The sequence below is a fragment of the Massilibacteroides vaginae genome (assembly GCF_900178525.1).
Taxonomy (GTDB): domain Bacteria; phylum Bacteroidota; class Bacteroidia; order Bacteroidales; family Tannerellaceae; genus Massilibacteroides; species Massilibacteroides vaginae.
Genome location: NZ_FXDJ01000006.1, coordinates 119,028 through 134,020 on the forward strand (window position 1 = coordinate 119,028; position 14,993 = coordinate 134,020).

The 14,993-nt window shown below is 39.9% G+C and carries 10 protein-coding genes and 1 riboswitch; of the genes, 7 read left to right on the top strand and 3 right to left on the bottom strand.

The features are described from left to right. The 3 genes from serC to B9Y81_RS01040 all read right to left on the bottom strand — a co-directional run bounded on the left by serC (position 1) and on the right by B9Y81_RS01040 (position 4,136). Positions 1-1,068, bottom strand: a complete 1,068-nt coding sequence (gene serC, locus B9Y81_RS01030; protein WP_085535146.1) for a 3-phosphoserine/phosphohydroxythreonine transaminase — start codon at positions 1,066-1,068, stop codon at positions 1-3. 143 nt (positions 1,069-1,211) lie between these two features. Then, entirely contained in the window at positions 1,212-2,483 is a 1,272-nt protein-coding gene (locus tag B9Y81_RS01035) for a replication-associated recombination protein A (protein ID WP_085535147.1), read from the bottom strand. A gap of 795 nt (positions 2,484-3,278) precedes the next feature. Continuing rightward, a complete protein-coding gene (locus tag B9Y81_RS01040) occupies positions 3,279-4,136 on the bottom strand; it encodes a helix-turn-helix transcriptional regulator (protein WP_085535148.1) in 858 nt (285 codons plus the stop codon). A gap of 406 nt (positions 4,137-4,542) precedes the next feature. Between B9Y81_RS01040 and B9Y81_RS01045 the strand changes: the two genes are divergently transcribed. From B9Y81_RS01045 to B9Y81_RS01075, 7 genes are all read left to right on the top strand, one after another. Continuing rightward, a complete protein-coding gene (locus B9Y81_RS01045; protein ID WP_085535149.1) occupies positions 4,543-6,828 on the top strand; it encodes a GH92 family glycosyl hydrolase in 2,286 nt (761 codons plus the stop codon). Between the two features lie 48 nt (positions 6,829-6,876). Next, entirely contained in the window at positions 6,877-7,635 is a 759-nt protein-coding gene (truA, locus tag B9Y81_RS01050) for a tRNA pseudouridine(38-40) synthase TruA (protein WP_085535490.1), read from the top strand. 6 nt (positions 7,636-7,641) lie between these two features. After that, complete coding sequence (locus B9Y81_RS01055; protein ID WP_085535150.1) at positions 7,642-8,538, top strand: DMT family transporter; 897 nt, start codon at positions 7,642-7,644, stop codon at positions 8,536-8,538. 210 nt (positions 8,539-8,748) lie between these two features. Continuing rightward, positions 8,749-8,952: riboswitch (cobalamin riboswitch) on the top strand. Between the two features lie 107 nt (positions 8,953-9,059). After that, positions 9,060-11,111 carry a TonB-dependent receptor gene (locus B9Y81_RS01060; RefSeq protein WP_217809485.1) on the top strand — a complete coding sequence of 684 codons (2,052 nt, stop codon included), beginning with the start codon at positions 9,060-9,062 and terminating at the stop codon, positions 11,109-11,111. After that, positions 11,108-12,280, top strand: coding sequence for a YncE family protein (locus B9Y81_RS01065; protein WP_085535151.1), 1,173 nt, complete (start codon positions 11,108-11,110; stop codon positions 12,278-12,280). Before B9Y81_RS01060 ends, B9Y81_RS01065 begins: the two co-directional genes overlap by 4 nt. 8 nt (positions 12,281-12,288) lie before the next feature. Continuing rightward, on the top strand, positions 12,289-13,488 hold the full coding sequence (locus B9Y81_RS01070) for a cell surface protein (protein WP_085535152.1): 1,200 nt from the start codon (positions 12,289-12,291) through the stop codon (positions 13,486-13,488). Between the two features lie 18 nt (positions 13,489-13,506). Continuing rightward, positions 13,507-14,976, top strand: a complete 1,470-nt coding sequence (locus tag B9Y81_RS01075) for a DUF5074 domain-containing protein (protein WP_085535153.1) — start codon at positions 13,507-13,509, stop codon at positions 14,974-14,976. The last annotated feature ends 17 nt before the right edge of the window (positions 14,977-14,993 follow it).

Below are 14,993 nucleotides of genomic sequence, written 5' to 3' on the forward strand. Positions count from 1 at the left end.
TCAATGTTTCTTTTCAAAATCTTTCATTACTTGAATCAAAGCTTCCACACTGCTTTTATCCATAGCATTATAGATAGAAGCACGGAACCCTCCAACAGAACGATGTCCTTTAATACCTACCATTCCGGCGGCCGATGCAAATGCGTTAAATTCTGCTTCAAGCTCTTTGTATTCTTCGTTCATAACAAAGCAAACATTCATTATAGAACGATCTTCTACAGCAGCTGTTCCTCTGAACAATTTATTACGATCTATTTCATCATAAAGGATAGCAGCTTTGTCAATATTTTTCTTTTCCAGCACTTTCACACCGCCTAATTCTTTATAAAGCTTCAATGTCTGAAGACTTGCGTAAATAGGCATTACCGGTGGTGTGTTAAACATGGATTCTTTTGCTATATGCGTTTTAAAATTTAAGATAGTAGGGATCGGACGTTCCACATGTCCAAGCGCATCCTCACGTACAATAACCAATGTTACACCAGCCGGGCCGAGATTTTTTTGTGCACCGGCATAAATAACATCATATTTGGACACATCCACCGGACGCGAGAAAATATCAGACGACATATCGGCTACCAAACGCGCTTTCACATCCGGATCATACCTCATCTCCGTACCGAAGATAGTATTATTAGATGTAAAATGAAAATAATCCGTATCGTCCGCGATCGAATATCCTTTTGGTATATATGAATAATTTGCTTCTTTTGACGAAGCTACAACTTCGACTTCTCCAAAGAACTTGGCTTCCTTTATAGCATTGGAAGCCCATGTCCCCGAATCCAAATAAGAAGCTTTCTTGTTTAGTAGATTGAAAGGCACCATACAGAATTGCATACTTGCACCTCCCCCGAGAAAAACCACTTCGTAACCTGCCGGAACATCTAAAAGCTCCTTAACCAAGGCTCTCGCCTCGTCACTTACGGCAACGAATTCTTTACTTCTATGCGAAACTTCGAGTAAGGACAACCCTGTACCAGCAAAATCATTTACCGCTGCAGCGGTATTCTTTATCGTATACTCGCTTAGGATAGAAGGACCCGCATAAAAATTGTGCTTCTTCATACTTTTATGAATTTAATTTTATATAAATATTATAATAACTTACTACACCAATCCTGTTTTTTAACAGGCGGCTAATGTACGCTTTTTTTTGAATACAGCAACCATTTAGTTATTAAAAATCAATTTACAATGGCATATTAACACTAATAACGCCCTCCCCATAACGCTTTCACATGTTCAACTAATTTCTTTTCGGCCGGATTATCCTGTCCTTCCCAAAAACGTTCATTCAGCATTTCATGAGGTAAATACTCTTGCTTCACAAAGTGGTTGGGGTAGTCGTGCGCATACTTATAATCAGCGCCATAGTTAAGCTCAGACATTAACTTAGTCGGGGCATTTCGCAGATGAAGAGGCACCGGTACGTTACCCGTTTGATTAACATAAGCAATGGCTTTATCAATCGACAGGTAAGCCGAATTACTCTTTGGGCAACAAGCCAGATAGATCGTTGTTTCGGCTAAAACAATACGCCCTTCGGGCCAACCGATCTTCTTCAGGGTGTCAAAACAGGCGTTTGCCAACAATAAGGCATTGGGGTTAGCTAAACCAACATCTTCGGCAGCAGAAATAACAAGTCTCCGGGCTATAAACTCGGGATCTTCACCTCCCGCCACCATACGAGCCAGCCAATAGATTGCGCCATCCGGATCACTACCACGTATCGATTTGATAAATGCAGAAATGATGTCATAATGCATTTCCCCACCCTTATCATAGGCTGCGGGATTCTCTTGCAATCGTTCAACAACTTTGACATTTGTTATCTCAACATGATCGCTTTCTTCAGCGGCAACTACTAATTCAAGAATATTCAGAAGTTTACGAGCGTCACCACCTGAATACCGAAGCAAAGCCCCCGTTTCAGTCAACGTTATTTTCTTCTCCTTAAGTACAATATCATGTTGAATTGCATGATTCAACAATTCCAACAAATCACCTTTATCCAGCGATTTCAGCACATAAACCTGACAACGAGATAACAAAGGGCGAATAACTTCAAATGAAGGATTCTCCGTAGTTGCGCCTATCAGCGTAACTACCCCCGTCTCAACAGCATGCAACAATGAATCTTGCTGAGATTTACTAAACCGGTGAATTTCATCAATGAATAATAAAGGTGAAGTCGTATTAAAAAACTTGTTTTTCTTGGCTTGATCAATAATTTCACGAACATCCTTAACGCCGGAGCTGATTGCGCTCAAGGTATAAAAAGTCGTCTCTAATCTATTCGCAATGATCTGGGCTAATGTTGTTTTTCCTACACCGGGAGGTCCCCACAAGATAAAAGAAGGCACTCTTCCCGCGTCTATCATTCTACGCAACACAGCTCCTTCTCCCACCAGATGCTTTTGTCCTATATAGTCATCCAGCGTTTTTGGGCGTAATCTCTCAGCTAAAGGTTGACTTATCATAGAAACAAAATTCGCATATTTTATCCACTTGACAAAGGATCAACCACAAAATAGTAAAAGAAAAATTCCGTATAAAAGGCACATACCGTAAATTTTAACAGAAAAGGGAGGGAGATTATTTTTATCCGCTAAAAACAGTAGTTATTAAACTAGAATATGCCGGTTTCACAACCGGCATATTCTCTATTTGACTAAACATTGTTTTATCAACGAAGAAGCGGATTTCTCAATGGGCTTCCTTCTAATACTCTATTGTTATTTATAATAATTCTAATTGTTAACTAATCTATCTGATTATATCCCTTAAGATTATTTATCAGAAACATAGTTCCAATAATCTGTTTTTGCAATTCTCTCAATTATCACCTTTCTGTCAGCTTCACTTATATTAACTGTACCGGGGTGATCTCTTAAGCTATTTCAATCCTACGCCACAAAACTTCACAAACAGAAAGCCCATTCGAACCTTAAGGTTTTCCCGGAATGGTGATGTGCAGATTTGTATTGCACGAAACCAACGTTATGGATAGGAGGAAAAAAATCACTAAATTATTTAAACCTGTTTTCAGCATAATCTTTTTTTTATCATTATAACAAAATTAACAGAGATACATTTCTACTTTTTCAATTGATTCTAATTTCAGATGAATCAAGTTGTATTTAATATTTTCTCATAGTCTATATATCCCAATCATTTCTCAATAGGATCAATTAGCAGACCAGTTATTAGTTTTGATCTGCAAAAATAACACAAGTTAATGGGAATAGAATTCTTTAAACACGCCCCTTAATTAGTCAAACTAATCCTTTGCATTGTTTTTTTCGGGTTACCCCCGGTGTTTCCCCAAAAGTAGTCTTGTAAAAATCACTAAAAGTACTTGTCGAGGAAAAATTATATTTATCCGAAATCTGCTTAAAGTTTAGCTTACTCGAACAAACATCCCTATAAATCTCTCTGGATTTTTGCTCTCTCATCCATTTGGATGGAGACACACCAAATGTTTTCTTAAACCGCTTTTCAAATCCGGACACCGTATAGTGTAATGATTCCGCAAGTGCAGAGACAGTTGAAAAACGACGGAAATTTCTAACCACTTCACTTGAAAACGTAATATTATCAGACAATCCTTCGTAAAAGAAAAGCGCTAATTCATCTTTTGTATAAAAACCACGAAGCATATAAAGTAGTTCTTTCCGTTTGTAGTCAAAAAATATACGGCAAAACATTTTATGGGCAAGCAAACATTCAACTCCGTCTACGAAACTCCGGATTAATTGATTTGCAGATAAAACAAAGGGTGATTCTTTTTTTATGTTGATCAGCTTTTTTTTCAGCATGGGGCCGGTAAAACAATCGCAAAAACGAATTTGATCTTCCAACCTAAACATAAAACACTTAAATCCGGCTGTCGATTTATAGGTCAGTTCACTACCGATCGGTACAAAATACATCTGATTTTCCGAAACCAAAACATCAGAATAAGAATTGTAACTGAACGCTACTTCGCCATTTACAACATATAAAACAATATGATTATTCAAAAATAACTTTCCACAAGCGTCTGCCTTGCCTTCAATTAATTCAATTAAAGGCTCATTTCCTATTTCATAATTAAAACAAGCCTTATGTTCTTCTAAATATTTAATTACCATTTTTTGCTTTTGAGATTTTCTACAATAGGTATTTTCTAATTGTACACTGAGGTATTCCTCATTATTGTATGTTTTGATAAAATAGAAATAATAAAATGTTACTCTTCTGTTTCCTTCAAAAATAGAATTAATTCACACATTTGCTTTGGCTAATTTTCAGCGTCCGTAAATACTTTCACCTTAATATTAGAGACAAAAATACACAAACTATAGCAAACAACAATAAAAAGTCAAAAAGCTACATCGCAAGAAAATTGCCACTTATTCAGTTGTAACAAAAAAAGCCCACAATTTGTTTTTGAAATTATGTATATAATACTTAAAACTCGCACAAAAAAGAAAAATAATTTATGTAATATATTGAAAGAGAATATTTTTGCAAAAGCGAATAATAAATAAAAATATCATGTTTAAAACCAAAGAAAGATTATTTACTCTCATTTGTTCGGTCTTATTTTCATTACCAGGACTTGCACAAAAAACACTTAACCTTGTTGACTATGTTAACCCTTTAGCAGGAACACTGTCGAAGTTCGAACTATCTACAGGCAATACCTATCCTGCCATTGCACGTCCATGGGGCATGAATTTCTGGGTACCGCAAACCGGAAGTATGGGAAATGGCTGGACCTATACTTATACTGCAGACAAGATCAAAGGCTTCAAGCAAACTCACCAACCAAGTCCATGGATGAACGATTACGGTCAGTTCTCAATCATGCCGGTTTCCGGAAAATTGGTGTTCGATCAGGATAAACGCGCCAGTTGGTTCTCCCATAAAGCCGAAATCGCGAAGCCTCATTATTACAAAGTGCATCTGGCCGATCATGATATAACAACTGAAATTACACCGACTGATCGCGCGGCCATGTTTCGGTTCACTTTTCCGGAATCAGATAAATCATACGTCGTAGTCGATGCTTTTGACCGAGGTTCATACATTAAAATTATTCCGGAAGAAAATAAAATCATAGGCTATACTACACGCAACAGCGGTGGAGTGCCCGAAAATTTCAAAAACTATTTCGTGATCACTTTTGATAAATCATTTACATATCAAGCAACGGTGGGTGATCTGGAAATTCGAAAAAACGAATTGGAAGCATCCGAAGAGCATACCGGAGCTATCATCGGTTTTCAAACCAAAAGGCATGAGGTTGTTCATGCGCGTGTAGCGTCTTCGTTTATAAGCTTCGAACAAGCGGAACTTAATTTAAAAGAACTCCGGAACGATTCTTTTGATCAGATCGTAGATAAAGGAGAGGAAGTCTGGAATGAAACTTTAGGGCGCATTACCATTGAAGATGATAACATCGACAATTTGCGCACATTCTATTCTTGTCTTTATCGCTCGGTACTTTTCCCGCGTAGTTTCTATGAAATCGACGCAAAAGGGCAAATCGTACATTATAGTCCATACAATGGTGAAGTTTTGCCCGGATATATGTTTGCCGACACCGGTTTTTGGGACACCTTCCGCTGTCTGTTCCCGTTCTTAAATATGGTTTACCCTTCCATGAATGTGAAAATGCAGGAAGGATTAGCCAATGCTTACAAAGAAAGCGGCTTCCTTCCCGAATGGTCAAGTCCGGGACATCGTAACACCATGGTAGGAAACAATTCAGCCTCCGTCGTGGCAGACGCTTACCTGAAAGGTCTTCGGGGCTATGATGTCGAAACACTTTGGAAAGCATTAAAGAACGGAGCAAACAACGTACATCCTACAGTGGCAGCCTCCGGACGTGCCGGTTACAACTACTACAATGAATATGGCTATATACCGAATGACACGGAAATCAGCCAAAACGTCGCGCGTACATTAGAATATGCTTACAATGACTGGACAATCTACCAACTTGGAAAAGCCCTAAATAAACCGGCAACAGAGATCGATATCTATGCCAAAAGAGCGATGAACTACAAAAATCTGTTTGATCCGGAATATAAACTGATGAGAGGTAAAGGAAAAGACGGACGCTTTCACGGCAAATTCAGTCCGACGGATTGGAGTCGCGACTTTACCGAAGGTAATAGCTGGCATTATAGCTGGTCGGTTTTCCATGATCCACAAGGATTGATCGATCTGATGGGAGGATATACGATGTTTAACACCATGCTTGACTCCGTCTTTATTGTTCCCGGCATGGAGGGAATGAAAAGCCGGGGCATGATTCATGAAATGCGTGAAATGCAAGTGATGAATATGGGGCAATACGCGCATGGAAATCAGCCTATACAACACATGATCTATTTATACAATTATTCCGGACAACCCTGGAAAAGCCAATATTGGCTTCGTGAGGTAATGGATAAACTTTACACCGACGGACCTGACGGTTATTGCGGTGATGAAGATAACGGACAGACATCCGCCTGGTATGTATTCTCCGCTTTGGGTTTCTATCCGGTTTGTCCGGGCACGGATCAATACATTATCGGTTCGCCGCTCTTTAAATCCGCCACTGTCAAATTAGAAAACGGAAAAGTCTTAAAAATTAATTCGAAGAACAACGACAAAGCCAACCGATACATATCAACAATGAAACTCAACGGCAAGAACTACACAAAAAATTACATCACACATGCAGATATAATGAAAGGGGCGGTTATTTCTTTCGACATGTCTGCCGAACCAAACAAAAAGCGTGGGGTTTCCGAAACCGATTTCCCCTACTCTTTCTCTAAAGAATAAAAGAGAAAAAATGCGTACCTTTGCAGGCAGTTACAATATTCGTTGAATGTGAATCGCTATTTTATTTATTTAGGATATAACGGTAAGCCATTTTGTGGCTGGCAAGTACAACCAAACGGCATTACAGTACAGCAATGTATAGAAGAAGCATTAGCTACATTATTCCGTCAACCGGTTCCTATTGTAGGAGCCGGGCGCACGGATGCCGGCGTACATGCCCGGTCTATGGTGGCTCACTTCGATTGGTCGGAGCCGATAGCCGACCTCCCTTTTCTGGTTGAGAAACTAAACCGGTTACTGCCTAAAGAGGTTGCTATCTACCGCATCGTTCCTGTAACACCTGATGCACATGCCCGCTTTGACGCGATTTCACGCACCTACCATTATTATATCACAACAAAAAAAGACCCGTTTAATTTCGATTTCTCGTATAAGCTTCATGGCACAATAAACTATGCGGCAATGAATGAGGCATGCCATGTATTGTTTGAATACACCGACTTTACCAGTTTCAGCAAATTACACACCGATGTAAAAACAAACAATTGCCGGATTATGCATGCCGAATGGACACAGGAAGAGAACATGTGGAGGTTTACTATACAAGCAGATCGTTTTCTGAGGAATATGGTACGTGCCATTGTCGGCACGTTGTTGGAGGTAGGTAGGGGTAAAATGACGATCAACGAATTTCGTAACGTTATCGAGGCAAAAGATAGAAACAAGGCCGGCACGTCTGTTCCGGGGCAGGCCTTATTTCTGGCAGAGGTCAGTTATCCAGAACAGTTGTTTAAGGTTGATAAATAAAAAAATATGTGGTTAAGTTTAGCGTTTGCTTCTGCCTTTCTTTTAGGCTGCTATGAAGTAAACAAAAAAGTTTCGTTGGCAAACAACGCGGTTATCCCCGTTTTATTCGTTAATACATTAGTAAGTAGTTTATTGTTTGTTCCTTTTATTCTGCTGTCGTATTGCACACCGGTATTAAACGATACGCTTTTTTATGTTCCCCGTGTTTCATTTTCAACCCACATGGCTGTATTGCTAAAAGCCGTTATTGTCCTTTCATCCTGGATATTCGGTTATTTCGCAGTCAAACATCTGCCGTTAACGATCACGGGACCGATCAAAGCTACACAACCTGTAATTACCCTGCTGGGAGCCATGCTTATTTTCGGAGAACGACTGAACCTTTTTCAGTGGGTTGGGGTACTTTTATCAATAGCCTCTTTTTATCTCCTCTCCACAGCCGGAAAAAAAGAAGGAATACGTTTCACCAACAACAAATGGATTCTATTCACCATTTTATCCATCATCATGGGGGCTATTAGCGGTTTGTATGACAAACACCTGATGAAAAGCTTAGATGTAATGACCGTACAAGTCTGGTTTAACGTTTATCAGTTCATTATCATGACATTCATCCTGATCTTCCTTTGGTATCCACGCCGCAAAAACAGCACGCCCTTTACATGGCATTGGAATATCATTTTCATATCCGTATTTCTGGTGTTGGCAGACTGGATCTATTTCTATGCACTGAGCGATCCGGATTCTCTGATTTCAGTAGTAGCCATGATCAGGCGTAGCAATGTGCTGGTAACCTTCTTTGCCGGAGCTTTGTTTTTCCATGAAAAGAATCTGAAAAGTAAAGCCTTCGATCTTTTCCTTGTCTTCCTCGGGATGATATTCCTTTATATCGGCTCAAGATAAAGGTTATACTATTCCATTAAAAATCGCAAAGTATTATTTAAAACATTTGAAATTCAGACACAACGTCAAGATGTTGTTTTGTATACAAATAAGGATTATAATCCGTTTCACATAAAAACAGGACCACATAGAGTATACTTTTATGATATAAAATCAAATATTACAAGGACCATATCTACAGAATATTACTTACATATTAAAAATATATCTTACCTTTATCCCGGCATTGGTTTGGATATATACTTCTATATATCTGATTAATAGGGAATCAGGTGCAAATCCTGAACAGACCCGCTACTGTAAGTCCTATGCAACGTTTTGGCAACACTATCGCCACTGTCCGTCAACCGACGGATGGGAAGGCAGTTCAAAACGGGGACAAGTCAGGAGACCTACCGATGTTCTATAATTTTAAAGCTTTCGAGGAATAGAGCTTTGAGACCAAATGCAATCGGCATAATTTCATTTGATTTCAGTTTGTCCACGAGGAAGCTATTTGGTAATTAATCAAATGGTTTTTTATGTTTTCCAATAAACGTCACTGTTTAGGGGTAAGGGGATTTATATTCTCCATAGTAGTAGGAATGTCTTTGCAATTTTCATTAATTGCTCAGAACCAAACAGACAGTATCGCAAAGACTCTCTTGTTAGATGAAGTTGTAGTTACGGCCAAACAGCACAGCGAAATCATCCCTGCCCAGAAACTATCAGGCAAAGAGCTCGAAGTGCTCAACTCCTTCTCCGTAGCTGATGCTATTCGCTACTTCTCGGGCGTACAACTCAAAGATTTTGGCGGAGTAGGCGGACTAAAAACAATCAACATCCGTAGTATGGGAACTAATCAAGTCGGTGTCTTCTATAATGGTATTCAACTGGGGAATGCCCAGAACGGACAAGTCGATTTAGGCAAGTTCTCGATGGATAATATTGAGGAGATTGCCCTTTACAATGGACAGAAAAGCAAGATATTCCAATCCGCCCGCGACTTTAGTTCTGCCAGCAGCATTTATATAACGCCTCGCAAACCAAGTTTCGGGGGAGATAAGAATACAAACATAAAAGCTAATCTCAAGTTCGGCTCTTTCGATTTGATTAATCCCTCTATGCTGGTCGAATATAAGATAAGCGATAATGTAAGTATGTCGCTCAACGGGGAATGGATTAATTCCAGCGGGAAATATAAAGTCCACTACAAACGGGTCTTCCCCAATACAAACACTGTTGCTTATGACACAGTTGCCACTCGACAAAACAGTGATATAAATGCCTCTCGAATCGAAACATCTCTTTATGGTGTATTCTCTAAAGGTTCATGGAATATTCATGCCTACAATTACAGTTCAGACAGAGGGGTCCCAGGTGCAGTCATTAATAATGTATGGCGGCGTGGCGAACGTATGGGCGACGTAAATTCTTTCATACAAGGCAATATGAAGATGAATATAAGTAGCCGTTGGAATACATTGCTGAATGTGAAATATGCCAGCGACTATACCCATTTCGAAAACTTCGACTATTCTCTCTATCCCACTAACAACAAGTTCCGGCAGAAAGAATTCTATATCGCCACCGCCAATCTTTTCCCGATAACCAAATGGTGGGATGTTTCATTTTCCTATGACTTCCAATGGAATACATTGGATGCCGACTTTCAGCGAATGGATGATTACGATGTCTTTGCCTACCCGACACGCTATTCTCATTGGTTATCTTTGGCAACATCATTTGACTTTAATCGCCTGAAAGTACAAGCAAGTATATTGGGCACATTTGTTCATGAGTCAGTGAAAAAATATATTGCTCCGGAAGATAAACATGTTCTCGCTCCTGCTGTTTTCGCATCTTACAAACTGCTTCCGAAAGAAGATTTACGGCTTAATGCCTTCTATAAAAAGATTTTCCGTACAGCCACATTCAATGAAATGTACTATGTGGAAATGATAAGCTCCGACATCAAGCCTGAATATGCCACACAGTATAACGTCGGACTGAAATATACCAAACAACTGAAACACTTTTTCTTCAAAAGCATAGAAGCGCAAGTCGATGCCTATTACAACCAAGTAGAAGATAAAATCATCTGCACACCCAAAAGCCCCATGTTCAAATGGACTACCTATAATCTCGGCTTAGTCAAGATAAAGGGATTAGATGCATCCGTAGGTAATCTCTTCCAGATAGATAAGGTTTTCCTGCAAACCAAACTGCAATATACATATCAGAAAGCGCAAGACTTTACCGACCCAACCGATACCTTTTATGCCAATCAAATTCCTTACATCCCGTGCCACAGCGGAACCGCAATAGCCTCGGCTATGTACAAAACGTGGACATTGAACTACAGTTTTATCTACACAGGCGAACGTTATAGCCAATCGGATAATATCATCTACAATCACGTTCAGCCTTGGTACACACACGACATTTCTCTCGTAAAATCATTCAAAATAAACAATATGAACTTCAAAGCTACAGCAGAAGTAAACAACCTGCTGAATCAGGACTATGAAGTTATTTTCAACTATCCAATGCCAAAGCGAAATTACAGAATATCCTTAGTCGTAGAATTATGAAGAACATAAGATTACATATCATTCTACTCTTAGGGATATTATTATTCTCTTGTCGTGAAGATGAACATATTGTTGTGAGCGAGTTTCAAGTCATCCCTGAAGAAATCAATTACGACTCGGAGGTTATGGGGATGTACCTGGTAAATGAGGGTAATATGGGAAGCAACAAATGCACGATGGATTACCTCGACTTTACAACTTCCGTTTACCTGCGGAATATTTATGCCGAACGAAATCCTGCGGTTGTAAAAGAACTCGGTGATGTAGGCAATGATATTCAGGTATATGAAGATAAACTTTATATCGTGGTAAACTGCTCTCATAAAGTGGAGGTCTTGGATGCTTACACAGGAGTCCGTATCAAACAGATAGATATTCCGAATTGTCGATACGTGCGCTTCTACCGCGGCTATGCATACGTAAGCTCCTTTGTTTCAGGAGTTCTTATCGACCCAAATGCACCTCTGGGAGCTGTCTATAAGATAAATACCAACACATTGGAAATCGTCAATAAAATAACGGTCGGTTATCAACCTGAAGAGATGGAAGTGTTGGGCGAATACCTCTATGTCGCTAACTCTGGCGGATACCGCGTTCCATATTATGACAATACAGTATCCGTAGTGGAATTGGAAGGCTTCAAACAGGTTAGAAAGGTTAACGTCGGACTAAACCTGCATCGCATCCGTGCCGATAAATACGGAAAACTTTGGGTCAGTTCACGGGGTAATTACAACGATATTTATTCTCCTTACGGAAGCGTTCCTTCCAATCTGTATGTACTCGAAAAAAAAGTCGGGTATAATGATATGGTCGTTACAGATACGATTAATATCCCTTGCTCTAATATGGCAATTCATGGCGATTCCCTTTATCTCTATAGCCATGATTATGATAATCTAACGGGCGAGAGCGCTTTGACTTATGCCATTGTAAATATACAAACCAAAGAAGTAGTCAGCAAGAACTTTATTACAGATGGCACAGAGAAAGAAATCAAGATGCCCTACGGTATAAACGTCCACCCTGAAATAGGAGACATCTATGTGACAGATGCCAAGAACTATGTTTCTACAGGTACTCTTTCCTGCTATAACAAGGAAGGCAAACGTAAATGGCGAGTCAGCACAGGAGATATTCCTGCTCATATGGTATTCCTATATAAATAAGAAAAAACATGAAAAAAGCATATAGACTACTAATTCTATTCGGTTCAATCCTTCTCTTTTGGGGATGCGAACATGATACTCCTATTGTCAGTTTAGGCATAGATGATACTTACTATCTGTCGAGAATGCAAGCACACCGTTTTACTCCCGGCTTTACGGGAGAAGCATACCGTTGGAGTATGCTATTAACCGATGGACGAGACTCTTTACTTTCGGAAGAGCGCGACTATACCTTTGTCCGGAAAGACGAAGGTACTTACAACCTGCGTTTCGAGATTATCGACCCGCACAATCCTTATACGCATAACTTTCAGGTAGAAGTATTGCACGAAGTGGTGGAATATAGCGCTTTTATCTCTCGCGTACTCGAATACAAGCCCGCCCCCGGACAGTTCGTCAACGAAATGCCTTTATACGAAAATGGCGATACGGAAGAAATCATGCGTAAAAAAGCAGAGGAGAACATCTCGGGTAAGAACGATGTGATGATTACTCTCGGCGGTTTCGGTGGCTATGTAACGTTCGGTTTCGACCATACAGTTATGAATGTAACAGGGGAAAAAGATTTCTCCATATTGGGAAATGCCTTCTACTCCTTAGTAGAAGTCGATAATCCGGGTGGAAGCTGTGAGCCGGGCATCGTCATGGTAGCCTTCGATAAGAATCGGAACGGAATACCCGATGACGATGAATGGTTTGAACTGGCAGGGAGCGAATATTACAAGCCCGAAACAATAAAGAACTATAAAATAACCTATTCTCGACCTGATACCAATAAAGAACCTGTTCCTGATGAGACAGGAAACATTACCGACCAGACTTATATCGGTTGGGTGGATAATCTGGGAACAACAGGTTATATTCCAAAAAACAGGTTCCATACGCAAGAATACTATCCTAAATGGATAAACTCAGACCAACTAAACTTCAAAGGTACTCGCCTAAAGGATAATGCTGAAGATATCAGTGGAATGGGAACTTATTGGGTACAATATGCTTACGATTGGGGATATGTAGATAACCATCCGAACGACTCCACATCTCTCGTTAGTTTTGATATAGGCTGGGCGGTCGATAGCAACGGGAATCCAGTTCACCTGCCGGGAGTTGATTTTATCCGGGTATATACTGCCGTCAATCAGGTTTGCGGCTGGATAGGAGAAACTTCTACCGAGATAATAAGGGCGCAAGATTTACATATAAAATAACAACTAATTATTATACACATGAATAAAATTTATACTCTACTACTATTTTTATCGGTCTCAATAAGCGCTTTCTGTCAAGAAAGCGATGATACCGAATACACAAACGGAGTCTTCTTCTTAAATGAAGACTGGTATGGGCATCAAAACAGTACGATCAACTTCCTTTCCGACGAAGGAGAATGGACGTACAGAGTGTTCCAAAAGACTAATCCCGGAAAGGAATTAGGCTGCACAAGCCAATTCGGGACAATCTACAACGGCAAGTTCTATATCGTGTCTAAACAGGAGCGAGACCCCGGTGCAAGCATCACGGGTAGTCGTCTTACTGTTTGTGATGCAAAGACTATGGTTTGCCTTAAAGAGTTTCAGATCATTGCCGCGAATGAGAACGGCAAGTCCATTGCCGACGGACGTTCCTTTCTGGGTGTTAGCGAGAAGAAAGGTTATATCGGTACCAGTAACGGAATATGGATTTATGATATAGAAAACATGACTATCGGCGGACAGATTGCAGGAACGGGCAATCCCAACGGCTCGGGATACGGACAATTGTACTATGCTCAAATCGGCACGATGGTACGAAGTGATGATTATGTCTTCGCCATTCATCAGCAATATGGACTTATAATCATCGATCCTGATACGGATAAGGTTATCAAAACTATTTCTGCTCCCGAATATAATAATAACGGGACGACAACGCAAAGCGGATTCGGTTCTATTGTTCAATCGAAAGACGGAAATCTCTGGATAAGTATGGCTGCCAATGTAAAAGGGACAGGAGCGACTTTGCCATATGTAATAAAGATGGACCCCTATACCTTTGAGGCAGATACCATCCAAATACCGAATGACGAGGGTATCGAAGACATTCCCAACTCGTGGTACGCGTGGACTGCCGACGGTTTTTGCGCCAGCGAACAAGAAAACAAAATCTATTGGGCGGGAAACAACGGTAACTCTTGGTTCAAAGGAAGAAGAATATTCTCTTATGATATAGATAAAAAAAAGTTTTCCTTAGTCTATGACTTCGAACAGATGCCTGGCAACTGGATTCTCTATGGAGCAGGTTTTAGAATACATCCCAAAACCGACGAGCTCTATTGCTCACTCTTCCACGAATTTCAAGATCCCACATATCAAACAGTACGTATAAGTAATCGCGGAGAACTACTACAAGAATACTCCATGATAACTAATTATTGGTTTCCTGCAATGCCTATCTTCCCTGTTAATCCATCAGCCACATCGATTATCACGCCCAATATCATGGCTAAACATCATATCTATACTTTGGGAAATACGTTATACATAAAGAACTTCCGCGATTATCGCTTCTCTTTATACAACATCAGCGGAGTGAAGATGAAAGAAATGAATGTAACGAACGATGATTACTCGAAAGCGCTCTATGTGGATAAGGGAATTTATATCCTATGCGGAATAAAAGGAGCGGATATTGTTTCCCGGAAGATAATCATAAAATAATATACTCAACTTAAATA